Genomic DNA, 23,799 nt, shown 5'->3' with positions numbered 1-23,799 from the left:
CCTCGCGCGCTGTGATCGACACAACCCCTTAGGCCTAAAATTCTTTCCCGCGGTTCCGCGGCGGCTCGCGCGCCGTGAAGGACCCCTCGGGGGAATCTGATTCCTTCAAGGAGCCCTTCACGGACCTCCGCCGGGCCGGGTCTTGACGAAATCTTAGGTCTAAGGTTTCCTCGGTCGCACCCCGTCACCCGCGCCGAGAGGACCCCGCCATGCAGCCCTTCCCCGTCCCGCCCGACGAAATCCCGGTCGGCGGCGGCTGGCGGCGCGGCGGCGGTCCCGCGTCCGCGTGCGTGGATCCCGCCGACGGTTCGACGGTCGCCTCGATCCACGCCGCCGACTCCGCCCAGGTCGACGCCGCCGCCCGCGCCGGTGCCGCGGCCGCCGCGGATCCGGCGTGGCGGGACCTCTTGCCGCACCAGCGCGCCCGCCTGCTCACCCGCGTCGCCGACGCGATCGAGGCCCACGCCGAGCAACTCGCCCTGCTGCAAACCCGCAACACCGGCAAGGCACTCGGCGAAACCCGCGCACTGGTCGCGAGCGCGGCCGGCACGTTCCGCTACTACGCGGCGGCGCTCGAAACCCTCGAAGGCGAACTCCCGCCGAGCCGCGGCGCGCACCTGACGATGAGCGTGCACGAACCGATCGGCGTCGTCGGCGCGATCACGCCGTGGAACTCGCCGATCGCCAGCGATGCCCAGAAGATCGCCCCCGCGCTCGCCGCCGGGAACGCTGTCCTGCTCAAACCGGCCGAAGCCACTCCCCTGGTCTCGCTGGCGCTGGCCCGTCTCGTCCATGACGCCGGTGTCCCGCCCGCGCTGCTGTCCGTCCTGCCCGGCCCCGGTTCGGTCGTCGGCGACGCCATCTCCCGCCATCCGCTGGTCGGCAAGCTCGCCTTCACCGGCGGCACGGCCACCGGTCGCGTGCTGGGCCGCATCGCCGCGGACCGGATCATCCCGGTCACCATGGAACTGGGCGGCAAATCCCCGACGATCGTCTGCGCGGATGCCGACGTCGAGGAGACTGTCGCCGGAATCCTGTACGGAATCTTCTCGTCGACCGGACAGAGCTGCATCGCCGGATCGCGGATCTTCCTGCCGCGCGAGCAGTACGACGAATGGGCTGCCCGCCTGGTCGCCGCTGCTTCGGGCCTGCGACTCGGCCCCGGCACGGATCCGGCCACCCACGTCGGGCCGCTGGCGACGTTCGCGCACCGCGACAAGGTGGCCGCGATGGTCGACCGCGCCCGCGAAGAAGGCGCGAATGTCCTGTGCGGCGGCCAAATCCCTTCTGATGAACGCTTCTCGCGCGGCGCTTACTACGAACCCACCCTGCTCGACGGTCTCGCCCCGGACGCGAAGACGTGCCAGGAGGAAATCTTCGGCCCGGTCGGCGTCCTGCTGCCCTACGACGACGAGGAAGACCTGGTCGCTCAGGCCAACTCGACCGTCTACGGCCTGGCGTGCGGCATCTGGACCGCCGACTACCGCCGCGCCCTCCGCCTGGCGCGCCGCGTCGACGCCGGGACGGTGTGGATCAACACGTACAAGCAGTTCAGCATCTCGACGCCGTTCAGCGGCACCAAGGAAAGCGGCCTCGGCACGGACAAGGGCCGCACCGCGATCCGCAGTTACCAGCGGCAGAAGAGCCTGTACCTGAGCCTGGCGGACGAACCGATCCCGTGGGCTCGGGGCTGATCCGTCAGCAGGTTCGCCCGCCTCGGCGAGCATCGCGAGTTCCCGCGGCTGCTTGACCAAGCCCGCGGACACGGGCACGTCGAGCCCTCTTGGATCCGAAGCAGGCCGCACCCCGTTGCGACCCGAGTCGGCTGGGCCGCGCTCACGCGCCTGAACGCGGCCCAGCCCCCGCGATCCGTTCGACGAGCTCGTCGCGGTACTCCCGCACCGCCCGCAACTCCGGTTCGTCGCCGGTCGCCCGCTTCAGCGCGCCTTCCAGGATCTTCAGCCCCTGGCGTTCGTCGCCGTGCGAATCCGCCTGCCGCGCCGCGTTTTCCAGTGCTTTCGCGAGTTTGGTCCGCGCCTCGGGCGCCTTGGCGGCCTGGTTGATCCGGATCCAGTTGCCGCCCGGATCGACGACGGTGAACCCGGTGTACCGGTCGTTGCGCAGCCGCGGCCGGGTCATCCGCGGGATGCCGGAGACGAGCAGTTTCCCGTGCACGGACCGCATTCCCGCCGCGAAGGCCTCGAACAGCTCACTGGTGTCCTCCACGATGACGAGGCACGTGCTGTACGACTGGGCCGGGTCGTAGCCGTCCATCCCGAAAAAGTGCAGATTGAGGTCTTCCCGGCGCACCGCGAGGTGCGAGTACGGCCGGTCCTGCCGGGAGGTGATCTCGAAGCCCAGCATCTCGTAGAACGGCGCGACGTCGCCGATGGAGCGACAGGGCAGGAGCGGAATGGTCAATTCGTTAGCCATTGCCCGAACCTAAGCCCGGAACCGCCGAAACGACACGGAGCTATTTGCTCGTGCGAACAGCGAGCCAACCCCCGCGTCCGGCGAAGCCGCGGCGGACGGCGCATCGGAGCGGCGCTCCGCCGACGCTGTGCGGGCTCGCCCTCAACCGCCGCCCTGGCAATGGCAGCGACATCGCGCCCCAATGTGGCATTGGGTGCATGCCACGCACCGAACGCCACATTGGGTGCGTGGGATCCACCGAACGCCACATTGGGTGCGTCGTGGCCGTGGGAGCGGTCCGCAGCTTGCCGCGCACGCGGCCGCCGCCCGACCCGAGCCGAGCCGAACACCTCGGCAAAACCCGAAGTTCAGTCGCCGAACTCGGCCTGGTCCAGAGACCGCTCCAGCCGCCCCAGCAATTTCGCCAGCTGCGCCCGTTCCGCCGCGGTCAGTCCGGCCAGCATGCGGTTCTCGTTGGGAAAATGCTCGTGCACCACCTTGTCCGTGGCCGCGAGCCCTTCCTCGGTGAGACCGATGAACACGACGCGCCGGTCGTCCTCGTCGCGTTCGCGGCGGACGAGCCCGGCCTGCACCAGTTTGTCCACCCGCTGCGTGATGCCGCCGGTGGTGAGCAGGTTCGTGTCGGCGAGGTCCCCCGCCGTGCGCCGGTAAGGCGCGCCGCCCCGGCGGAGCGCGGCGAGGATCCCGAAGTCCGCGACCGTGATCCCGTGCCGGGCGAACACTCGTGTCAACTGCCGCTGGTACCGGTCGAACGAACGATGCAACCGCCCGAACACCGCCAGCGGCGAAGTGTCGACGTCCGGCGTCTCCGCGCGCCACTGCGCGAGCATCTCGTCGACCTCGTCCGGCTCGGTCCGCTTCGGCATCCGGCACCCCCGTGAATAGCTTTGCGCTAAGAATAGCACCACTAAGGTTTTCTGGGAGCGCTACGGTGACCGCATGACGGTCAAGCGGATGGACAACGTCCTCATCGTCGTCGAGGACCTCGACGCGGTCATCGCGTTCTTCGTCGAACTGGGGCTGGAACTGGAAAACAAGGGCCCGCTGGACTGGCGCGGCGCGGAACGGGTGGTCGGGCTGAAAGACGTCGAGCAAGACGTCGCCATGCTGCGCGTCCCGGACGGCCCCGGGCGGGTCGAACTGGCGAAATTCCACCAGCCGAAGGCGATCGCCCCGGAGCCGTGGAAGGCCCCGGCGAACACGCTGGGCATCCGCCGGATGATGTTCGCGGTCGACGACCTCGAGGACACCCTCGCCCGCCTGCGCGCGCACGGGGCCGAACTGGTCGACGAGGTGGTGCGGTACGAGGACATCTATCTGCTGTGTTACGTGCGGGGGCCGGAGAACATCGTCGTCGGGCTCGCCCAGGAACTCGGCTGAGCGCGCGGCGGATTTACCGAACCCGAACACGCCTCGAACCGAACTCGCCGGTCACGGTTCTAGCGTGCGGGGCATGCCGCAACGCGCTCGTTCGCTCCTGATCCCGCTGCTGGCCTTGACAGTGGCTTCGACGGCCGTCGCCTGCGTGCCGGGCCAGCCCGCCGCGGCCGGCGGCAAACCGAACATCGTCCTCGTGCTCACCGACGATCTGTCGATGAACCTGCTGCCGTATCTGCCGCACGTACAGGAGATGGCCAGGAACGGCACCTCCTTCGCCAACTACACCGTCACCGATTCCCTCTGCTGCCCGTCGCGCTCGTCGCTGTTCACCGGGATGGTCCCGCACGACACCGGCGTGTTCACCAACGGCGGCAAGGACGGCGGCTACCGAGCCTTCCACGGCCGCGGCGACGACAAGTCGACCTACGCGACGTCGTTGCAGCAGGCCGGGTACCGGACCGCGATGATGGGCAAGTACCTCAACGGCTACCAGCCGAAATCCGACGGGATCCCGCCCGGCTGGACCGAGTGGGACGTCGCGGGGAACGGCTACGGCGAATTCGACTACGACCTCAACGAGAACGGCACGGTCAAGCATTACGGCAAGAAACCCGAGGACTACCTCGTCGACGTCATGGCGGAGAAGGCCGCGCGCTTCGTCGCCAGCTCGGCAGCCGACCACACCCCGTTCGCGATGGAACTCGCCACGTTCGCCCCGCACGGCCCCTACACCCCCGCGCCTCGCGACGCCGATGCGTTCCCCGGGCTCACCGCACCGCGCGGCCCCGCGTACGACACCCTTCCGTCTTCGCCGCCGTCGTGGCTCGCCTCCCGCACCCCGTTGACCGACCGGGAAAAACAGGACATCGACAAGGACTTCCGCAAGCGGGCGCAGGCCGTGCAGTCGGTCGACAAGATGATCGGCACCGTGCAAGCGGCACTGGACAAAGCCGGAGTACGCGGGAACACCGACCTCGTCTTCACCTCGGACAACGGCTACCACATGGGCGAGTACCGGCTCACCCCCGGAAAGCAGACGGCGTTCGACACGGACGTGCACGTGCCGCTGGTGGTCACCGGCCCCGGCGTCAAGGCAGGCGCGACCGTGGACCAGCCCGCGGAGAACATCGACCTGCGACCGACCTTCGAAGCACTCGCCGGGGCATCGACCCCCGCACCGGTGGACGGCGAAAGCCTGGTGCCGCTGCTGAACGGCACCGCGCCCCCGGCGTGGCGCACCGTCGGACTGGTGGAGCACCACGGTCCCGACTTCGACAAGAACGACCCGGACAAACCCGCGAAGAACAGCGGCAATCCGACCACCTACGAGGCGATTCGGAGCACCGCCTACACCTACGTCGAGTACGCCGACGGAGCCAAGGAGTACTACGACCGGACCACAGATCCGCAGGAACTGCACAACACGGCCGCTCAGCTGCCGCCGGAGAGGGCACGACAACTGCACGACACGCTGCGGGCGATGGTCTCCTGCCACGGGGCGGCCGCCTGCCGGCACTGACCCAGGCAGGTCGGCCGAACCCCGCTCACTCCAACAGCGCGAAGCCCGACTCGTAACGCGTCTTGCCGAGCGCCGCCAACACGATCTGGAGGAATCCCATCGCCTCGAGTTCCCTTGCGCGGGTGAGCGGACCGACGTCGACGGCACGCATTCCCGCCGCCTCGACGAACGCCGCGACGGCCACCTTCGCCTCCGCGTAGTCGCCGGCGAACAGGACGGTCGTGCGCGTCGTGCCGTTCGTGCCGCTGACGAGCGTGTCTCCGAGATTGACGTTGAACGCCTTGACGACGGCCGTGCCCGCCGGCAGCAGCTTCACGAGTTCGGCCGCGGTGGACGAATCGGCGGGCGACTTCAGCCGGTCGTAGGTGGAGAAATCGATGGGGTTGCTGATGTCGATGACGATCTTTTCGCGGAGCTGGTCCCGATAGCGCTCGACGATGCCCGGGTACGCCCCGTAGGGAACGGCGAGCACGACCAGGTCGCCGGTGAGCTTGTCGCCCATGACGCCGTAGTCGGGACCAGGACGCGCCGCGGACATGCTCTCCGCACTGCGCTTGACGATCTGGACGCCGGCGCCGGCCCGGGTCGCGACTTCCGCGATCGCCCCGCTCATCTTGCCGCTGCCGATGATGCTGATCGAGGTCATGCGACCGGAACCCCCTGAAATCGGTTGAGCGCCTGTTCGGCCACTTTCTGCGCGTCGTAGTCGAATACCGCGCTTCGCCGGAAGTCGCGCCCGACCCGGAGATCGGCGTCGCGCTTCTCGAGGTCCGCGAATTCGTACTGTGCGTCGAACATGGCACCAGCCCGGCGAGAGCCGTTCTGCAGGATCGCCGTGCGTTGCATGCGGACTGAGGTGTAGCGCCTGAACGCCTCGGGGATGTCGGCGACGCTGTCGGCCGCTGCGAGGAACGTGGCGAGCGCCATGCTGTCCTCGATCGCCTGGTTCACCCCCTGCCCTTGGTGCGGCAACATCGTGTGCGCCGCGTCGCCGAGCAGAGTGATCGGCCCCCGGGACCAGTTGGTAAGCGGTTCGTGATCGAAGAGGCCCCACCAGAAGGTGTGCTCGACGCACCCGATGAACTCCTGGAGTCTCGGGTCCCAGTCCGCGCCCGCGAACTCGGCGGCGAGTTCGCCGACCGCCGCCGGGCCGGACCAGGCCCCGTCGAGCGGCCGGTCGCTCGGGATGCCGGCGACGAAGTTGAACAGCTTCCGCCGCTGCAGCGGATAGCACATGAAGTGCCTCCGGTTGCCCATCCACACCTGGCTGATCATGCGCCAGTCGCCGGGCAGGCGGGACGCGTCGACCACTCCGCGATAGACGAGGTACCCGGAGTAGACCGGCTCCGGGAACTGGCCGACGGCTCCCCGCACCACCGAATGGATGCCGTCCGCTCCGATCACGGCGTCGAACACGTCGTCCGCGCCGTTCTCGAACTCGACGCGAACGTCGGACCCCAATGTCTCCACCGAAACCAGCCGGTGGCCGAGACGGATCGTCGCCGGATCGACCTCCTGTGCCAAGGCTTCGATCAGGTCCGGGCGGTACATCCCGATGTTCTGGTACTGCTTGGCCGAGTCCTCCCATGCCGCGTCGGTCACCAGACCGCCCATGGCGTTCTGGTAGACGCCGTGCCCGTCCGGGACCGCTCCGATCCGCCTGATCCGATCGAGCACGCCGAGTCTGTCGAGAACGCGCGCGGCGTTCGGCGCGACCGTGACCCCCGCGCCCACTTCGCCCAGCTTGCCTGCCTGCTCGAACACGGTGGCCCGGACTCCGGCGATCTTCCGCAGCGCGATCGCGGCCGTCAGCCCGCCCATCCCTCCGCCGACGATCGCGATTCGAGTGTCCTCACTTGCCACTGCTTCTCCTTGCCTGACTTCGCTTCTCCTTGACTGACTTGCGCGGAGCGGCGCCGATGATCGCTGCGGAGGCGATTCGCCGTGGTGAGACGGAGTCGCCCGCGGCAATGGAGGAGCACACCGTTGTCCCCAAAGTCCTTGCCAGCCCTCCGTTCGGAGGGATCGGGAAGCTGTTCCCCTTATGATGCGAGGCCTTCGTCTGCGTGTAAATCGTGGTAATGTGAGGATGTAATTCGGTTGAGCTGAAGAAGTGGGGCAACCATCTCCGAGGTGAGCCTGCGGCAACTCGAACTTTTCGCGGCACTGCCGAACTTCCCCACGCTCAGCGCGGCCGCGGCGCACCTGCACATCTCGGAGTCCGCGCTGTCACAGGCCGTGTCGAGCCTGGAGAGCGCCGTGGGCGAGCAGCTGTGCGTGCGGCGCAAGGCCAGAGGGCTCACCCTCACGCCGACCGGTCAGGATTTCGCCAGACGGGCTCGTCAGATCGTGGCCGACACGCACGAACTCGTCCTGAGCGCCGGGCGCGAACAGGAACTGAGGGGTCCAGTGCGGCTGGGCTGCTATTCGAGCTTCGCCGCGAACGTGGTGCCGGAGCTGCTCGAGGGCTTCCCCAAGAGGCATCCCGGCGTGAGCATCGGGATCACGGTGGGCACCAACGAAGAGCTGCTCTCCGCTCTCGAGGCAGGGCGTCTCGATGTGGCCCTCGTCTACGACGTGTCACTGCCGATCGGATGCCGCCGCCGCAGGATCTATGCGACAGAACTCGAGGCGCACCTGCCTCCCGGGCATCCGCTCGCGGCGGCCGAAACAGTGGACCTGGCGGATCTCGCCGACGAGCCCTACATCCAGTACGACGCGACACCGGGCGTCCGCAATGTGGCGGACGCGTTCACCGCGCGCGGCCTGGAGCCCAGGATCGAAGCCAGGGTCTCCCAGATCGGCCTCGTCGAGGCACTGGTGGGCCGCGGACTCGGGTACGGGCTGCTCATGTCCCGGCCCCATGCGCTCCCCATGAGCATCGAGGGGCGACCGGTCGTCATCCGGCCTCTCGACCCCCCTGTCACGGTTTCCCACGTAGTGGGGATCTGGCCGGCGGACATGAAGCTCACTCCGCGCGCCTCCGCCCTCCTCGACTTCGCGGCGGAGCGGCTCGGGCCCGCCGACGCGATCCCGGCTCGGACCGCACCCGAGGACACGGTCGCGTCCGTACCGGAACGTTAGGAGTTCCTCGGTGTCCCGCCTTCCGTGCGCCGCGTTTACCGCCCCCCTGACCGCGCTGAGATTCCTTCCGGCCAGACTCGCTGCGTTCTTCTGGTTCGTCTTCGGCTGAGTTCCGCACACCGGGGGCGGCGTCTGTCTCGTTCAGGACTGACGGGCCTCAAGCACCGCCTTGGCCTGCCGCATCTCGTCCTCGACGTCCGGCCGCAACGTGCGGCGCAGAACCGGTTCCGCCAGCCACTTCATCGGCCCTTTGAACCCGCATCGCACCGTCCGCGTGACCGCAGTCTGCTCGCCCGCCGGGACGCACACCCAGCTGGCGCTGAACTCGGAGACGAGATTGGCCAGCCGATTCGCCGGAATCGGCGGCAGCCGCACGTCCACCCGCTCGCCCGGGGTCCGGCTCATCCGCGAAACGATCTTCGCCGCGGGGCCGGGCAGCCCCGGAAGCTTGCTGCCGAAGCGGAATTCGGTGACATCCCCGTCGCGCCGCACCCAGTCGATCGCACCGATCTTGCGGTCGACCGCGGCGTAGGCACGGGGATCCATCACGAACTCGAGCACGCGGTCCGCCGGGCAGTTGATCGTCTCGGTCACCTGAACCTCGATCATAGGAAAGAGAGTACTCTCTCACTATGGCGCGTTCAACTCCCGGAGTCACTCGGCAGAACCTGGTCGAAGCGGCCACCCGGCTGTTCTCCGAACGGGGTTTCGACCAGACCTCGACCGCCGACATCCAGCGAGCCTGCGGACTCAACCCCGGTTCCGGGGCGCTGTACAAGCACTTCCCGTCCAAGCGGGCACTGCTGGAGGAAATCGTGCGGCAGCACCTGGCGGGGGTCAGCGAGAGCAGTCGCCGAGCGGCCGCGCTGCCGGAGGCACCGGACGAGGCACTGCCGGTGGTCGCGCGACTGGTTTGGGACAGCATGCGCCGTGACCGTGCGGCATTGCGCATCATTTTCCGCGAACTGGAGCCGTTTCCGGACCTGCTGGAGCAAATGTGGCACGGCGTGCTCGGATCGGTCTACACGGTCGCGACGGAGTGGATCGCGTCCGGCGTGCGGCGTGGCGACTTTCAGGTCGAGGATCCGGCAGCCACCGCGTCGGTGCTGCTCGCTTCGCTGACGTACTACCCGATTCTTGAAGCGCTCGTCGGGCATACACCGGGGGATGCGGGAGAGGAAGCGTTTCTGGCCGCGTGGACGTCGCAGGCTCGTCTTTCGCTCGGGCTCAAGGTCCGGTGAGCTGCGCTAAAGCGAGCCGATTTCCTCGTAAGGAGTGTCCGTCTCGGATTCGCCTACGAGGTCCAGGAATAGCTGAAACTGAACGAAGTTATCCGCGCCGACATTTCCTTCGACCGGCCAAATTGCGTCGCATTCAGGGCATTTGGAAATAACAAGAGCAAACCGGGTTGCCTTGATTTTCTCAAGGCGTCCTTGGCGACATCTCGGACACTCCACGCCTCCCCCTTCGCCCTGCGCGGAATGGGATCGGCAGCAACCGTTCCGTCGTTTCCCGGCTGACGATGATACGTATCGCAGTCTCGGCACCCGGCTCCGCCGCCCCGCAGGCGCTGCCCACACGGAACGCGTCCTGGTCCCCGGGAAATCCGTGTTCGGCAGGCACGTCTACGCCATCGGCGGGAACCTGCAGGCCGCGGTCCAGGGCGGCGTCGGCAAGGTCGTCCGGGCTCACGACGAAGAATTCCGCTTCCGCTGCGTCGGCTCAGCACTGGCCCACGACTCCCGCACATGCCCGATGTGAGTACGCATGAGCTTCTCGACCAGCCCGGCATTCCCATCAGCGATCGCGTCGAGGATCTCGTGGTGCTCGCGCGCGGACTCCTCCAGTTCGCCGCGTTCGGACAAGGCGGCGAGCCCGTAAAGCCGCGTATGCGCCCGCAGATCGGCGATAAGCGAAGTCGCGCGGGCATTCCCCGCATAGCCCAGCAACCTGAGGTGGAACGCCCGGTCCGCCTCGGTGTACGCGACCAGATCTCCCGCTGCCGCTTCGTCCACAATGGCCTGCGCCATCGCTCGAAGTTCCGGCAGATCGCCATCCGGAATGCGGGCAAGAGCGCGGGCGACCAGAGCAGGCTCGATCAGCATGCGAAGCTCGGTGATCTGGTCCAGCTCGCTCTCGGCCATCTCCGTGACCCGGTAACCCTTGTTCGGGACAGTGGCGACCAGGCCTTCGCGGACCAGGTCGAGCATCGCTTCGCGCACGGGAGTGGCGGACACGCCGAACCGTTTGGCCAGTTCCGGCGCGGAGTAGACGTTGCCGGGTTCGAGCTCCCCGGCCACGACTGCGGCGCGAAGGGCGTGCGAGACCCGCTCCCGGAGTGTCGTCTTCTCGAACTCCTGGATGTTCGCGCTCATCCCTCACTCCTCTTCTTCCCGGACGCTCATCCTAGTGAGGTTCGTCCGCAGCGAGCCGTTCCAAGGACACCGGCATCGCGATCGACCGTTTGGACATCGGCGCGAGATCGTTGACCGCCAAGCGTTTTCCCTCGCCCTGGGCGAGCTTGGCCGAGGCGAATCCGCAGACGCGGCCCTGGCACCACCCCATCCCGGGTCGCGCCAAGAGCTTCGCCGTCCGTGCGTCGACGGCACCCAAAGCCTGGCATGCGTCGCGGATGTCTTGGACGGTGACCTCTTCGCACCGGCACACCGTCGTGTCCGGCTCGAGCCACGCCTGCCAGCCCGCGGGCAGGGGGTGCGCGCGATGCATGGCAGCCGCGAAAGCTCTCCCCCGCCGCACCTGGCGCTGGAGGCGGCCAACGCGTCGGCGGTCCACGGAGCGGCCTTGGTCAATGGCTACAGTCAGGCCCGCGATCTCGCCTTCAGCAAGCGCGAGAAGTGCCCCGCCGACGCCCGTAGCCTCGCCCGCGACGTAGACACCGGCGGCATCGGTGCGTTGCCAGGCGTCGACCACGGCGACCAGCGATTCGTCCAGGTCGACGCGGGTGGCGGCGCCCGCGGCGAGGATCAGTTCGAGAGACGGGGTGAATCCCCAGCCCAGGGCGACCAGGTCGATCCCGTCGAGCGTCTCGCCCCCGCCGGTCAGGTTTCCAGCGCGGTCGACCTTGCGAAGCCGCACGGAGTCGACCTTGTCGTCGCCTTCGATGGCAGCCACGATTGTGCGTGCCCGGAAGGGAATGCGGTGCCGCGCGAACGCGGTGGCGTACGACACGGCTTCGCCCAGTTTGGCCGGGACAGCCATCGCACCGAGCGGCGTCCGCAGCCAGCCCGTGATGCTGTTCGCTTCGCAGACAGCGACGACCTCCGCGCCCGCTTCCGCGAGCTGCCGCGCCACCGGAGGCAGAAAGGGCCCGGTGCCCGCGACGACGGCTCGCCGACCGGGGAGGACACCGTGCGCCTTCACCAGGGCTTGGACTCCGCCCGCCGCCATCACCCCGGGGAGGTCCCACCCCGGGATCGGCAACTGGCGGTCGTAGGCCCCCGGGCACAGGATCAGGGAACGGGCGCGAAGGACAGGCGGGGCCGCGCTTCGCACGCTTTCGTGGGCCGGTGCCAGGTGCAGGCGGTGCTCTCCGCCCGGCTCGAGAAGCCAGACCTGGTGTTCCGGGTAATGGTCGACGTCGATCAGGCGTCGACGCAGCGACTCAAGTGTCGTGCCGTGCTGCGCAGCCGCTTGATCGCTGGGCCGCCGCCAGTACTGGCCGCCGATCTGGGACGAGGCATCGACGAGCGCCACGCGCAGGCCGTTCCCGGACGCTGCCGCAGCGGCTGCGAGACCGCTCGGACCGCCGCCGACCACGACGACGTCGTACCTACTCATCGGAATCGCTCCGCACGACCATGCCGTCCCGGACCGGCACCAAGCAGGCCCGCTGGTCAGCCACGTCGTCCACGGTGATCAGGCAGTCGAAGCAGACGCCGATCCCGCAGAACAGGCCCCTGGGCCGACCGCCGCGGCGAGTCGTGCGCCAGGAACGCACCCCGGCATCGGTGAGCGCCGCGCCGACGCTCTGCCCGGGCGACGCGGTGAGCGGCTGACCGTCGAAGGTCAGCGTCACGGTGGTGGTCACGAGGCCTCCGGCATGGCGAACCGTTCGGGTGCGAAGGGCGAGATATCGATGGCAGTCGCCTCTCCGAGAAGCGCTTGGACGAGAATCTTCGCTGTTCCGGCGGAAAGACCGATGCCCGCGCCTTCGTGGCCCGCCGCGTGCCAAAGGCCGGGAGCCCGAGGATCCGGCCCGATGACCGGGAGATGATCGGGGCAGTACGGGCGGAACCCCAGGTAGCTGCGCATCACCTTGGCCCGGCCCAGCGACGGATAGAGCACGAGCGCCTTGGCGGCTATCTCCCGGAGTGCCTGCGGCGACACGGAACGGTCGAAGCCCACCCGCTCGCGGGAGGAGCCGATGAGGATCGTTCCCGCCTGAGTTCCCTCGACCACCGTTGACGTTTGCAGCCCTTCGCCGGAGCTTTGGGTGCTGGCAACGTATTCCCCGGCGTACACCTTGTGGAACACGGTCAGCGGCAGCGGTTGCGTCACGAGAATGAAGCCCCGGCGCGGCAGAATGGGTACCTCCACGCCGGCGAGCGCGGCGACCTCCCCCGCCCAGGTTCCCGCGGCGTTCACGACGCAGCCGCCGTACCGGTCTCCGCGATCGGTTCGGACGCCGAGGATCCGGTCACCGTCCCGGAGAAACCCGACGACCCGGGTGCCGGTGCGGACCTCGGCGCCGCGTTCGCGCGCCATCCGGAGCAGGTGAGCCGCTACCAGCATCGGTTGCACCTGGCAGTCCTGAGGATAGAACGCGGCCGCGGAAAGCTCACGGGTCAAATGCGGCTCGTAGTCGGGAATCGCTTCCGGGGCGAGGTCATGCACCTCGACACCCGCGAGGCGTTGCCGCTCGGCCAGTTGGGCCAGTCCGGCCGCGGAGTCCACTGTGGACGAAACGACCAGGCCGCCCTTGCGCTCGAACTCCCAGAGCGAGCCGTGTTCGCCAAGCTCCTCTTGCCAGGCAACCAGCGACAAGAGCGCGAGATCGAGTTCGGGTCCGGCTTCTTTGTCCGAGACCAGGAGATTCCCTTCGCAGCTGCTGGTCGTGCCGCTGGCCACCTGTCCCTGTTCGACGACTTCGACGGAAAGGCCCGCACGGGTCGCGAACCAAGCCGTGGCGGCGCCGAGCGCACCGGCGCCGATGATCAGGACGTCGGGCGTGGTCACAGCTCGAACCCGGCGGGGAAAGGATCTGTCGGGTCGAGCAGGTATTGCGCGGTGCCGGTGATCCAGGCGCGTCCGGTGATCGTCGGTACTACCGCCGGTATTCCGCCGACTTTCGTTTCCTCGACCAGCCTTCCGGTGAAAGTGGTGCCGATAAAGGACTCGTTGACGAAATCGGTGTCGAGGGCCAGTTCGCCGCGTGCGTGCAGCTGAGCCATCCGGGCGCTCGTCCCGGTGCCGCAGGGCGAACGGTCGAACCATCCGGGGTGAATAGCCATGGCGTGCCGCGAATGTTTCGCGTCGGAGCCGGGCGCTTTGAGGTAGACGTGGTGGCAGCCGGAGATGTCGGGGCGCTCGGGATGCCGGGGCAGCGCGTGTTCGTTGATCGCGCTCATGATCCTCAGACCGGCGTCGAGCAGTTCGTTCTTGGCCTTCCGGTCGAAGGGAAGACCCAAGTCGTCGAGGTCGACGATCGCGTAGAAGTTCCCGCCGAAAGCGAGGTCGTACCGCACGTCCCCGAAACCGGGAACCTCGACGCTCGCGTCCAGCGCCAAGGAGAAAGACGGCACGTTGCGGATCGTCACCGACGTGGCTTTCCCGTCCGCGACCGCGACCTCGGCGACCACCAGACCGACAGGCGTTTCCAGCCGAACGGTCGTCACCGGCTCGACGACAGGAACCATCCCGGTTTCGACGAGGACCGTCGCGGTCCCGATCGTGCCGTGCCCGCACATCGGAAGCAGGCCCGAGACCTCGATGAAGAGCACGCCGTAGTCCGCGTCCGGTCGCGTCGGCGGCTGCAGGACGCTCCCGCTCATCGCGGAATGCCCGCGCGGCTCGCACATGAGGAAGGTCCGCAGGTCGTCGGCGTTCTCCTGGAACCACACCCGGCGTTCGGCCATCGTCGCGCCGGGGAACACGCCGACCCCGCCGGTCACCACGCGGGTCGGCATTCCTTCGGTGTGGGAATCGACCGCGTGGATGATTCGGCTCGTCCTCATCGGTTCTCGCTTCCTGTGCGAAGTTCTCGCGGCGACGGATCAGCAATAGCCTTTTTCGAGGGCCGCCTTGGTATCGGCGTTCACCCGGTCCGCGGCGGCGCCGGTCAGGGCGTGGCGGGGCGGACGGCACGCGCCGCCCTTGCGGCCCGCGATGTCCATCGACGCCTTGATCGCCTGCACGAACTCGGTCTTGGAATCCCAGCGCAGCAACGAATGCAGGTCCCGGTACAACGGGACCGCCGCGGCGATGTCCTCGGCCTGCCCCGACGTAGCCAGGTCGTAGAGCTTCTTCGACGCGACGGGCAGTGCGTTCGGGTACCCGGCGATCCAGCCGACCGCCCCCGCGATGCCGAGTTCGAGCACGACGTCGTCGCTGCCGATCAGCACGTCGAGCCCAGGCGCGAGTTCGGCGATCTCGTACGCCCGCCGGACATCGCCGGTGAACTCCTTGACCGCCACGATGAGGTCTTCCGCGAAAAGCCGCGCGAGCAGGTCGGGGGTCAAGTCGACCTTGGTGTCGTACGGATTGTTGTACGCCACGATCGGAAGGCCCACTGCGGCAGCGGCGCGGTAATGCTCGACGACAGCGTCGGCGTCGGCCCGGTACGCGTTGGGCGGGAGCAGCAGCACCGAGTGCGCGCCGGCTTGAGCCGCCTGCTCGATCCATCGGCAGGTCTCCCCCGAGCCGTACGCGGCGGCGCCGGGCATGACCCCGAAACCGTCCGGCGCGGCCTCGACCGCGACTTCGACGACGCGCGCCCGCTCCTCGTCCGTGAGGGTCTGGTACTCCCCCAGCGAACCGTTGGGAGTCACGCCGTCCATGCCGTTTTCGGCGAGCCACCGGACATGCTCGGCGAAACCGTCGTAGTCCACCGAGAGGTCGTCGTCGAACGGCAGGGCGGTCGCGACATGGATGCCGCGCCAAGGCCGGTCCACCGTGCTCATGGGTCTCCCTGATTCCGGCAGTGTGTCATGTGACATTGCACAGAGACTTTGGCACGGCTCTTCCCCCTTGCGCAAGCGTCGACGGTTCCCCTCCCGATGGACGGAGCGGGATCGATCAGTCCACTGTGGACACGCCAGCAGGTCCGCTTTCTATGACCTGTGTCACTCCATCTGCATGCAACCTCCCCGGCGCCACGAGGCCTGTACCCCGTGTGGAGCAAGACGCGTGGTGGGAGGACGAGTTCGTCGCGTACGTCGCGGCGTCCTCGGGTTCCCTGCGCGCCACCGCGTTCGTCCTGTGCGGGGACTGGCACCGGGCCGACGACCTGCTGCAGGTCACCTTCCTCAAGCTCTACCGCGTGTGGCCGAGGCTGGTCCGGCGGGGCGAACTGGACGCTTACGTGCGGCGGATGGTCGTGCGCGCGTTCCTGAACGAAAACCGGCGGAAGTGGCGTTCGCGCGAACACCTTTCCGCGGAGCTGCCGGACATCAGCACGGCACCGGAGCCCGACCACGCCCAGCGGCTTTCCGTGCGCGCGGCTCTCGACGGCGTCCCGCCGAAACAACGCGCGGTTCTCGTGCTGCGGTTTTGGGACGACCTCAGCGTCGACGAGACCGCCGCCGCTCTCGGCTGCTCGGCGGGCACCGTCAAGAGCCAGTCCGCGCGCGGCTTGGCGACCCTGCGCAAACTCCTCGATCCCAGCCAGCTCGGGCACCTGGCGTCCCAGGAGGGGCGGGCATGAACGACGACGAAGCACGCGCGGTGATCCTGCTCGCCGGGCCGGTCGACGAACCGCCGCCCGGCGTGGATCCCGAGCGGCTGCTGTCGGAAGGCCGCAAGCGACGCCAGTTGCGGAACCTCGTCGTGGTCGGCGGGAGCGCCCTGACGACGGCGCTGCTCGTCGTTCTGGTGACAGTGACAGCGGGCCAGACCGGTCCGGCCACCGCGCCGCAGACCGTCCAGCCCGCCGTCGCGCCGACCACCGGACCCCAGCCCGCCCCGACCCTTGACCCGACACCCGGCAGCAGCTCCCCCGGGACCACCCCGAACCGCACGACGACCACTGGCCGCCACCCCACCAGCACCAGCCACCGCTGACCGGTCCGCCAGTGCCCGCTCCACGAGAAAGAACCACCTTGACGACGCTTGCCGAACCAACCGCCTTCACCCCGTCGACGATCCGCTGGCACCAACGCCCGTACGTCCGCGCGATCGGCGGGTACCTGGTCATCCGCGTGTTCAGCGTCGCCCTGCTCGCGCTGTTCACCGTGAGGACCGGCCAGCCCCTCATCGGCCGCCTCACCGCCTGGGACGGGCAGTTCTACCTGGACATCGCCGACTACGGCTACTTCGGCACCACACGCGGCCTGTACGACGCGGCGGGGAACTACGCGCCTTACACGCCGCTCGCGTTCTTCCCGGCGTATCCGACCTTGCTCCGTGTCGTCTCGCCGATCACGTTGGGCAGCACGGTCCTGGCCGGGCTGCTGGTGAGCGCAGTCGCCGGATGCCTCGCCGCGGCCGCGATCTTCCGGCTGTCCCAGCGGATCGACGGCCGCACGCGCACCGGGTTGCTGCTGGTAGCGCTGTGGGCCGGGGCACCGCTCGCCATCACGCAGTCGATGGTCTTCACCGAAGCGCTGTTCACCGCCTTCGCCGCCTGGACGCTCGTCGGAGTCGTCGAGCGCCGCTGGCTGCTGGCCGCCGCGTGCTGCGTGGGCGCTGGCCTCACCCGCTCGACCGCCGCAGTCCTCATCGCCGTCGTCGGCGTCGCCGCGGTGATCGCCTTCGTCCGCACCCGCGACCGCTGGACGACCATGATCTGCGCGGTGCTGTGCCCGCTCGGCTTGCTCGGCTGGTGGGTCTTCGTCGCGGTCTGGACGGGCAGTCCGACCGGCTGGTTCGACCTCGAATGGGACAACTGGCGAACCCGCTTCGACGGCGGCCGAGAGGCGGCGGAATTCTCCTGGCAGAAACTGGCATCCGGTTCTTCGGTGATGGAGACGCTGACCGTTTTCATCGTGCTGGGAGCGGCCGTGCTCGCCGTCCTGCTGGCGAAAACGCTGCGCCCGCTGTCGCGGTGGTGGCCGCTCGCCGCCTACGGCGCCGGAATCGTGGTGCTGGTCGTGGGCACCGCGGGCCTCCCGACCGTCAAGCCGCGCTTCCTGATCCCCGGTTTCATCCTGCTGTTCCCGATCGCCCGCGGTCTCGCCGCCCGCCGCCCGGGCACCGCAGTGGCCACGACGGCCGCCTTCGTCCTCCTCGGCTGTTGGTTCAGCGCCTACTCCCTCACCGGATGGCGCTACGTCATCTGACGGGCCGGATCAGCGAGGACGCATCACCGGACTCCGCACTGAGCGACCGCTTACACTCTAGGGACGACGGGCGGGCTCACCGGCCGGCGCGGGACTAGAGGAGGATCGCCGGATGACCACGCTCTCGGCCGACCTGTGGCCCGACGTGCAGCCCGAGACCGCGCGCCGGCTGATGCTCGCCGGGGTGGAGTCGTTCGCCGAACGCGGCTACCACGCCACCACCACGCGGGACATCGCCGGCGCGGCGGGGATGAGCCCGGCCGCGCTGTACGTGCACTTCCCCTCGAAAGCCGCGCTGCTTTTCGCCATCAGCCGCAACGGCCACGAGCAGACGCTCGCCCTCGTCGAGGACGTCCTCGGGCGCGTCACCGGCCCGGTGGAGCGGATGCGGCTGCTCGTCGAGGATTTCGTCGCCTGGCACGCGCGGCGGCACACGGTCGCGCGCGTGGTGCAGTACGAACTGAATGCGTTGCCGGAGAAGGAATATCAGGTCGTCGCGCAGCTGCGGCGGAAGATCGAGCAGCGCGTGCGCGAGGTGATCGCCGACGGTGTCGAGTCCGGCGCGTTCACCGTCGGCGACGTCGGGATCGCCGCGCGAGCCGTGCTGTCGCTGGGCGTCGACGTCGCACGCTGGTACAGCGAACGGACCCGGCAGACGCCCACCGAACTGGGCAAGGAATACGGCGAACTGGTCCTCCGCATGCTCGGCGCGAGCTAAAGCGCCAGCACCAGCTTGCCCCGGGCCTGCCGCGACTGGCTCAGCTCAAGCGCGGCGCGCCAGTCGTCCAGCGGGAAAATCCGGGACACCGGAATCGAAAACCGCCGCTGCGCCGCGAGCGACGCGAACTCGCCGAGGACGTCGTAGCGCGGCTGGGCGCCCGAGCTGACAATGGTCTGGACCCCGGGTTCGTCCGAGCTGAGATCGAGCGTCAGCACGTGTCCTGGTTCCTTGACGGTGCGCACGAGTTCGGCCACCGCGCCGCTGAACGGTGCGGCGTCCAGCACGAGGTCGACCGGTCCCCCGGCCAGCGCCGTCACGCGGTCGGCGATTCCATCGTGGTAGCTGGTGACTTCCGCGCCGGCTGAGCGGAGCGTCTCGGCGTGCGTCTCGCCTGCGGTGACGAGCACGCGAGCCCCGCGCAGGAGTGCGATCTGCGCGGCGGCGAGCCCGGTGGTGGTGCCCGCGCCGTGCACGAGCAGGGTGCTGCCGGAGCCGACGCCGAGTGCGTCGAGTGCCGCATAAGCCGTGCCGATCGCCATCGGCAACGCCGCGGCGTGGACCGCGTCAAGCCCGTCCGGACGCGCGAACCACGAATCGAGCAGCGCAAGCTCGGACGCGCCCGCGGTGGGGCCGGTGAACGGCGCGCAACCGAACACCGGGTCGCCGATCTCCACGCCGGTCACGCCTTCGCCGAGCGCGTCGACCGTGCCGGACACCTCGAGCCCGATCCCGCGCGGCAGGTCGCCGGCGAACAGGCCCTCGCACAACGCCCAGTCCGCCGGGTTCAGCCCGCACGCCTGCACCGAGACGCGAATCTGGCCTGGTCCAGGGTCCGGCGCCGCGGCGTCCTCGACCCGCAATACCTCGGCCGCGGGGCCGTGCTCGGGAAAACGAAGGGTGCGCATCTCATGGCTCCTCGTGAGTGATGACAGAAGCTGTCGTCACTGACGCTACCAGAGTGATGACAGCATCTGCTGTCGCTACACTGGGCGCATGGCGCGATGGGAGGGCAACACCCGGAACCGGCTCGAACAGGCCGCACTGGCGTTGTTCGAGGAGCAGGGCTACGACCGCACGACAGTCGCGCAGATCGCGCAGCGCGCGAACCTCACCGAGCGGTCGTTCTACCGGTGGTTCGCCGACAAACGGGAAGTGCTGTTCGGCGGCAGCCAGGAACTGGAGACCGAGTTCGTCACCGCGATCGATGCGGTCCCGCCGGGCACTCCCGCACTGCCCACCCTGCTGGCCGCATTCGCCACCGCGCCGCGCGTATTCCGCCCGCGCGAATTCCTGCTGCGCCGAGCTGCGGTGATCGCGGCCAATCCCCCGCTGCGCGAGCGGGAATTGATCAAGCTCGTCACGATTTCGGAAGCACTCACCAGCGCATTGCTAGACCGCGGCGTCGCCCCCGAAACCGCGCGGCTGGCGACCGACCTTGGCTTGTCCGTGCTGCGACTGGCCACCGAACGCTGGATGGCCGAGGAACACCGTGACGGCAAGGGTTTCCCCGAGGCATTGTCAGCTGCCGCCGCGAACCTGCTCGCCGTCGCCACCTCGACCTGATGTAGCCCGCGCGAACCGTTCCGCGATCTGCGCCAGACGCCCCATCAATTCCGGCGGCGCGTCCTCCACCACGAAGTCGAATTCCCACTGCGCGAGGTAAAACGGAATGTAGTCGAACGTTTTCGCACCAGTGCGCATTCGGCAGGTTTCGTCGTCGATCGGTTCGATCACCGCTGTAGTCGGCGAAACCCGCGCGGACAGCACCTCCGCCGGAGCCGACACGCGCAACGTCACGATGTGCGGATACGGCGCGGTCGCGATCCGGCTCGACACGTACGCGGCGAGGTCTTCAGCCGGCGGTTCCCTTGGCGTGAAACGGAAACTGGGCGTCGGGAGACCGTCGATGCGGTCTAGCCGGAAGGTGCGCCAGTCGTTGCGGCCGAGGTCCCACGCGACGAGGTACCACCGCCAGCCGGTGTGCACGAGCCGCAACGGTTCCACGTCGCGCTCGGCCACGGCGCCCGCGTGCGTGCCGTAGGTGAACCGCAGTCGCTCGTTGTCCCGGCACGCGGCGACGACCACGGTGAGCAGTTCCGCGTCGATCGTCGGAGCGCCGCCGGGGATCCGGACCATCGCCGAATCCATCGCCCGCACCCGGTGCCGCAGCCGCGCGGGCAGCACCTGCTCGAGCTTCGCCAGCGCCCGCACAGACGTCTCTTCGATCCCCGACACGGTGCCGTTCGCCGCCGTCCGCAGGCCGACCGCCACCGCGACCGCCTCGTCGTCGTCCAGCAACAACGGCGGCAACGCGGCGCCGGACCCCAGCCGGTACCCGCCCGCGACCCCCGGCGTCGCGTGCACCGGATAGCCGAGCTGCCGCAGCCGTTCGACGTCGCGCCGGATCGTCCGGACGTCGACCCCCAACCGGCCCGCGAGGTCCGGACCAGGCCACTCGCGGCGGGCCTGCAGCAGCGAGAGCAGGCGCAACAGGCGTTCGGAGGTTCCGTACATGCCGGTTACTCTGCCACGCTTCGCGGACAGCTTCGGTCCTCGATCGCCGGAACCTCGCCGCGCCGTGCGAAAGTGACGCATGCTCGACGACCTGCTCGCTGTCGCCCGCGAAGAAGCGGAAGCCGGAAAAGCCGAGGGTGGCGTCCCGATCGGCGCGGCTCTTTTCGACCGCGACGGGAAGCTCCTCGGCCGCGGCCACAACCGCCGCGTCCAGGACGGCGACCCGTCCCAGCACGCCGAAACCGCCGCGTTCCGCGCCGCCGGCCGCCGCCCGCACTACCGCGACACGATCATGGTCACGACGCTGTCGCCGTGCTGGTATTGCAGCGGCCTGGTCCGGCAATTCGGCATCCCGCACGTGGTGATCGGCGAATCGCGCACGTTCACCGGCGGCCACGACTGGCTGGCCGAACACGGCGTCCGCGTCGACCTGCTCGACGACCCGGCCTGCGTCGCCCTGATGACGGAATTCATCGAACGCGAACCGGCGCTGTGGTTCGAAGACATCGGCGAACCGACGTGACTCACGCCAACGGCGAAAACTCCACCGGCACCGCGATAATCGAATCCGCGTCCAGAATTTCCTCCGGCGCACCCGGCGGCGGCCACATCCCCTTCGCGTAAAGGTCCCGGCGAATCGCGAGCCGTTCGTCCAGGCTCGCGAACGGCCAGATCTGGATGATCCGATCCGGCCCGTCGAGCGCATACATCACCACGGTCAGCGGATCGACCGCATGCCGCGCGGGCAACGCTTTCCGCCAGCCGTCGATCGTCGCGGTCAAACCGCCCGGCCGGAGGTGATAATCGCGGATCTCGTACACCGAACCGTACTTCCCCGGCCGCACCGGCGGAATGAACGGAAACGGCGCGTAACTCTGCAGCGACAAATCGGTCAGATAGTCGCCGCCGAACGGCTTGCGGCTGTGACGCGCCCGCGTCCGCTCCTCGTCGAGCGCCTGCTGATTCTCGAACCCGCGCAGCACGACCAGCCTGCCAAGCGGGCCGTTCTCCGTCTGCCAGCAGCCGAGCAGTTCGCCGTGCCCCTCGACCCACGGCAAGACACCCTCGACGGCGTTCGGCCCGTCGAGCAACTGAAAGGACAGGATCGCCAGCTCATAGCGGACGGCCTGCTGCTCCGGGGCGACGTCGGCTCCGCTGATCTGGACCGGTTCGGTCATGACGCTCCCCTTAGAAGATCGACCGCTCCGAGGGCGCCGATGACCGGGGAGCCGCCTCCAGCGTGACACACCGTTCCGGCAGCGCCCGCTGAGCGGTTTCGCCCGCGCGTTGTCTGCCCTCCCGTGCGCGCACGGCTTCCCGATAGTCCCGCTCACCGGCGCCCCGGAACCTCCCGGCGACCTGGACACGCTCGGTGAGGTTTTTTCCCACTCCCGCCCATGTCTTGACACTTCTCAATGGTCTAGTCCATTGTGACTGCGCACACACTCCCCCGAGTGCCTGCGGGGCGCCGCCGCCACGTCCGGCTTCGCCAGGTGCTCCGATGCCGCGTGCCGCCGGGTGCGCGTTTCCCCCGTTGGAGGACCCATGAAACCCTTGCGCCGCACCACTTCCCGCCGGAAACTCGCCGGACGGCTCGGCGTGCTGGCACTCGCCGCGGGCGCCGCCCTGAGCACCACGGTCGGCACCGCCTCAGCCGCGGGAGACCCGGTTCTCGCAGCACCGTATCTGTACCAATGGGGCGGGCAGAGCGATCCGTCCGCCGCGATGGAGGCGACCGGCGTCAGCGCGTTCACCCTCGCCTTCATGCTTTCCGGCGGCGGCTGCGCCCCCGCCTGGGACGGCAACCGCCCGCTCGACGGCGCCGACGCCGCGATGATCCAGAAGATCCGCGCGGCGGGCGGCGACGTGATCCCGTCCTTCGGCGGCTGGCAGGGCAACAAACTGGGCCCGAACTGCGGGTCGCCCGAAGAACTGGCCGGCGCGTACCAGCAGGTGATCGACGCCTACAGCCTCAAGGCGATCGACCTCGACATCGAGAACACCGACGAGTTCGAGAACGCCGCGGTCCAGGACCGGATCCTCGGCGCGGTGAAGATTCTCAAGGACAAGGACCCGAGCCTGCGCGTCGTGATCACCATGGGCACCACGCCGCAGGGCCCGAACGACTGGGGCAAGCGGCTGGTCTCGCAGGCGAAAGCGCTGGGCGCGGACGTCGACGTGTGGTCGCTGATGCCGTTCGACTTCTCCGACGGCGGCGACATGGTCGCGATGACGAAATCCGCGGTGGACGGCCTGGTCGGAGAACTGAAGTCGACGTTCGGCTGGGACGACGCCACCGCCTACCACCGCGCCGGGCTGTCGTCGATGAACGGCAAGACCGACCGGGCCGGCGAGGTCGTGTCGGTCGCGGACTTCACCGCGATCCGCGACTGGGCCGCCGAGCACCACCTGGGCCGCGTCACGTTCTGGGCGACAAACCGCGACTGCAGCGGGTGCAGCGGGATCGACCAGGACAACTACGCGTTCACCAAAGTCGTGGCCGGGTACAACGGCTGATTCCGGGGTGGGGCCGGGCCGAACTGGCAGCGGTTCGGCTGGCCTGCGCCGGGCCGGGAACCGATTCGGCTGATGAGCCGAGTTGGCGGCGGTTCGGCCGACCTGGGCGAAGTCGGCGACGGTTCAGCCGAGCGAACCGGCCGCCCGTCTGCCTGAGCCTCGCGAGTCGGCCAGGC

At 68.8% G+C, this 23,799-nt stretch carries 26 protein-coding genes; 12 read left to right on the top strand and 14 right to left on the bottom strand.

The window, feature by feature from the left end; translation table 11 throughout:
• Positions 1–209: 209 nt before the first annotated feature.
• A complete protein-coding gene (locus ABZX37_RS11740; protein ID WP_354738524.1) occupies positions 210–1,694 on the top strand; it encodes an aldehyde dehydrogenase family protein in 1,485 nt (494 codons plus the stop codon).
• A gap of 142 nt (positions 1,695–1,836) precedes the next feature.
• On the opposite strand, the gene ABZX37_RS11735 is transcribed toward ABZX37_RS11740, so the two are convergent.
• Both ABZX37_RS11735 and ABZX37_RS11730 read right to left on the bottom strand, forming a co-directional pair.
• Positions 1,837–2,433, bottom strand: coding sequence for a hypothetical protein (locus ABZX37_RS11735; protein WP_354738522.1), 597 nt, complete (start codon positions 2,431–2,433; stop codon positions 1,837–1,839).
• A 347-nt stretch (positions 2,434–2,780) separates the two neighbouring features.
• On the bottom strand, positions 2,781–3,299 hold the full coding sequence (locus tag ABZX37_RS11730; RefSeq protein ID WP_116203116.1) for a MarR family winged helix-turn-helix transcriptional regulator: 519 nt from the start codon (positions 3,297–3,299) through the stop codon (positions 2,781–2,783).
• Between the two features lie 73 nt (positions 3,300–3,372).
• On the opposite strand from ABZX37_RS11730, the gene ABZX37_RS11725 reads away from it, so the two are divergent.
• A complete protein-coding gene (locus ABZX37_RS11725) occupies positions 3,373–3,813 on the top strand; it encodes a VOC family protein (protein WP_354738520.1) in 441 nt (146 codons plus the stop codon).
• 73 nt (positions 3,814–3,886) lie between these two features.
• Positions 3,887–5,332: a sulfatase gene (locus ABZX37_RS11720; protein ID WP_354738518.1), complete on the top strand. Its 1,446-nt coding sequence runs from the start codon at positions 3,887–3,889 to the stop codon at positions 5,330–5,332.
• Positions 5,333–5,357: 25 nt separating this feature from the next.
• On the opposite strand, the gene ABZX37_RS11715 is transcribed toward ABZX37_RS11720, so the two are convergent.
• Positions 5,358–5,978, bottom strand: coding sequence for an NAD(P)-binding domain-containing protein (locus ABZX37_RS11715; protein WP_354738516.1), 621 nt, complete (start codon positions 5,976–5,978; stop codon positions 5,358–5,360).
• Positions 5,975–7,195 (bottom strand): FAD-dependent monooxygenase, encoded by a 1,221-nt coding sequence (locus tag ABZX37_RS11710; RefSeq protein WP_354738514.1) that lies wholly within the window; start codon positions 7,193–7,195, stop codon positions 5,975–5,977. Before ABZX37_RS11710 ends, ABZX37_RS11715 begins: the two co-directional genes overlap by 4 nt.
• 270 nt (positions 7,196–7,465) lie before the next feature.
• On the opposite strand from ABZX37_RS11710, the gene ABZX37_RS11705 reads away from it, so the two are divergent.
• Complete coding sequence (locus ABZX37_RS11705; RefSeq protein WP_354738512.1) at positions 7,466–8,416, top strand: LysR family transcriptional regulator; 951 nt, start codon at positions 7,466–7,468, stop codon at positions 8,414–8,416.
• Positions 8,417–8,557: 141 nt separating this feature from the next.
• Here the strand turns inward: ABZX37_RS11705 and ABZX37_RS11700 are convergent, their stop codons facing one another.
• Entirely contained in the window at positions 8,558–9,025 is a 468-nt protein-coding gene (locus tag ABZX37_RS11700) for an SRPBCC family protein (RefSeq protein ID WP_354738510.1), read from the bottom strand.
• A gap of 23 nt (positions 9,026–9,048) precedes the next feature.
• Between ABZX37_RS11700 and ABZX37_RS11695 the strand changes: the two genes are divergently transcribed.
• Entirely contained in the window at positions 9,049–9,657 is a 609-nt protein-coding gene (locus tag ABZX37_RS11695; protein WP_354738508.1) for a TetR/AcrR family transcriptional regulator, read from the top strand.
• A gap of 447 nt (positions 9,658–10,104) precedes the next feature.
• Here the strand turns inward: ABZX37_RS11695 and ABZX37_RS11690 are convergent, their stop codons facing one another.
• From ABZX37_RS11690 to ABZX37_RS11665, 6 genes are read right to left on the bottom strand one after another with little or no spacing between them, the layout of a single operon-like run.
• The gene (locus ABZX37_RS11690; protein ID WP_354738506.1) at positions 10,105–10,791 is read right to left on the bottom strand and encodes a GntR family transcriptional regulator; all 687 of its coding nucleotides are present in this window, start codon (positions 10,789–10,791) and stop codon (positions 10,105–10,107) included.
• 31 nt (positions 10,792–10,822) lie between these two features.
• Positions 10,823–12,214, bottom strand: a complete 1,392-nt coding sequence (locus ABZX37_RS11685; protein ID WP_354738504.1) for an NAD(P)/FAD-dependent oxidoreductase — start codon at positions 12,212–12,214, stop codon at positions 10,823–10,825.
• Positions 12,207–12,464: a (2Fe-2S)-binding protein gene (locus tag ABZX37_RS11680; RefSeq protein ID WP_354738502.1), complete on the bottom strand. Its 258-nt coding sequence runs from the start codon at positions 12,462–12,464 to the stop codon at positions 12,207–12,209. Before ABZX37_RS11680 ends, ABZX37_RS11685 begins: the two co-directional genes overlap by 8 nt.
• Entirely contained in the window at positions 12,461–13,612 is a 1,152-nt protein-coding gene (locus ABZX37_RS11675) for an FAD-binding oxidoreductase (protein WP_354738500.1), read from the bottom strand. The genes ABZX37_RS11680 and ABZX37_RS11675 overlap by 4 nt, the downstream gene beginning before the upstream one ends.
• A complete protein-coding gene (locus ABZX37_RS11670) occupies positions 13,609–14,610 on the bottom strand; it encodes a proline racemase family protein (protein ID WP_354738498.1) in 1,002 nt (333 codons plus the stop codon). The genes ABZX37_RS11675 and ABZX37_RS11670 overlap by 4 nt, the downstream gene beginning before the upstream one ends.
• A gap of 39 nt (positions 14,611–14,649) precedes the next feature.
• Entirely contained in the window at positions 14,650–15,555 is a 906-nt protein-coding gene (locus tag ABZX37_RS11665; RefSeq protein WP_354738496.1) for a dihydrodipicolinate synthase family protein, read from the bottom strand.
• 212 nt (positions 15,556–15,767) lie between these two features.
• Between ABZX37_RS11665 and ABZX37_RS11660 the strand changes: the two genes are divergently transcribed.
• From ABZX37_RS11660 to ABZX37_RS11645, 4 genes are all read left to right on the top strand, one after another.
• On the top strand, positions 15,768–16,298 hold the full coding sequence (locus ABZX37_RS11660; RefSeq protein WP_354738494.1) for a SigE family RNA polymerase sigma factor: 531 nt from the start codon (positions 15,768–15,770) through the stop codon (positions 16,296–16,298).
• A complete protein-coding gene (locus ABZX37_RS11655) occupies positions 16,295–16,654 on the top strand; it encodes a hypothetical protein (RefSeq protein ID WP_354738493.1) in 360 nt (119 codons plus the stop codon). Before ABZX37_RS11660 ends, ABZX37_RS11655 begins: the two co-directional genes overlap by 4 nt.
• Before the next feature lie 38 nt (positions 16,655–16,692).
• Positions 16,693–17,871 (top strand): hypothetical protein, encoded by a 1,179-nt coding sequence (locus ABZX37_RS11650; RefSeq protein ID WP_354738491.1) that lies wholly within the window; start codon positions 16,693–16,695, stop codon positions 17,869–17,871.
• Between the two features lie 112 nt (positions 17,872–17,983).
• Complete coding sequence (locus ABZX37_RS11645) at positions 17,984–18,589, top strand: TetR/AcrR family transcriptional regulator (protein ID WP_354738489.1); 606 nt, start codon at positions 17,984–17,986, stop codon at positions 18,587–18,589.
• Here ABZX37_RS11645 and ABZX37_RS11640 read toward each other — a convergent pair.
• Complete coding sequence (locus ABZX37_RS11640; RefSeq protein WP_354738487.1) at positions 18,586–19,497, bottom strand: NADP-dependent oxidoreductase; 912 nt, start codon at positions 19,495–19,497, stop codon at positions 18,586–18,588. The genes ABZX37_RS11645 and ABZX37_RS11640 overlap by 4 nt on opposite strands.
• An 88-nt stretch (positions 19,498–19,585) precedes the next feature.
• Here ABZX37_RS11640 and ABZX37_RS11635 point away from each other — a divergent pair, with 88 nt between their 5' ends.
• Positions 19,586–20,155, top strand: coding sequence for a TetR/AcrR family transcriptional regulator (locus ABZX37_RS11635; protein WP_354738486.1), 570 nt, complete (start codon positions 19,586–19,588; stop codon positions 20,153–20,155).
• Here ABZX37_RS11635 and ABZX37_RS11630 read toward each other — a convergent pair.
• Positions 20,111–21,106: a YafY family protein gene (locus ABZX37_RS11630; RefSeq protein ID WP_354738484.1), complete on the bottom strand. Its 996-nt coding sequence runs from the start codon at positions 21,104–21,106 to the stop codon at positions 20,111–20,113. The two genes, ABZX37_RS11635 and ABZX37_RS11630, sit on opposite strands and share 45 nt — an antisense overlap.
• A gap of 79 nt (positions 21,107–21,185) precedes the next feature.
• Between ABZX37_RS11630 and ABZX37_RS11625 the strand changes: the two genes are divergently transcribed.
• Positions 21,186–21,629 (top strand): nucleoside deaminase, encoded by a 444-nt coding sequence (locus ABZX37_RS11625; protein WP_354738482.1) that lies wholly within the window; start codon positions 21,186–21,188, stop codon positions 21,627–21,629.
• A gap of 1 nt (position 21,630) precedes the next feature.
• On the opposite strand, the gene ABZX37_RS11620 is transcribed toward ABZX37_RS11625, so the two are convergent.
• Entirely contained in the window at positions 21,631–22,284 is a 654-nt protein-coding gene (locus tag ABZX37_RS11620; RefSeq protein ID WP_354738480.1) for an NIPSNAP family protein, read from the bottom strand.
• Between the two features lie 367 nt (positions 22,285–22,651).
• On the opposite strand from ABZX37_RS11620, the gene ABZX37_RS11615 reads away from it, so the two are divergent.
• Positions 22,652–23,623: a chitinase gene (locus ABZX37_RS11615; RefSeq protein WP_354738478.1), complete on the top strand. Its 972-nt coding sequence runs from the start codon at positions 22,652–22,654 to the stop codon at positions 23,621–23,623.
• The last annotated feature ends 176 nt before the right edge of the window (positions 23,624–23,799 follow it).

Source organism: Amycolatopsis sp. NPDC004079 (genome assembly GCF_040610415.1).
GTDB classification, from domain to species: Bacteria; Actinomycetota; Actinomycetes; order Mycobacteriales; family Pseudonocardiaceae; genus Amycolatopsis; species Amycolatopsis halotolerans.
The sequence above is the reverse complement of the archived record's forward strand: the minus strand, read 5'-3'. Positions and strand labels throughout refer to the sequence as shown.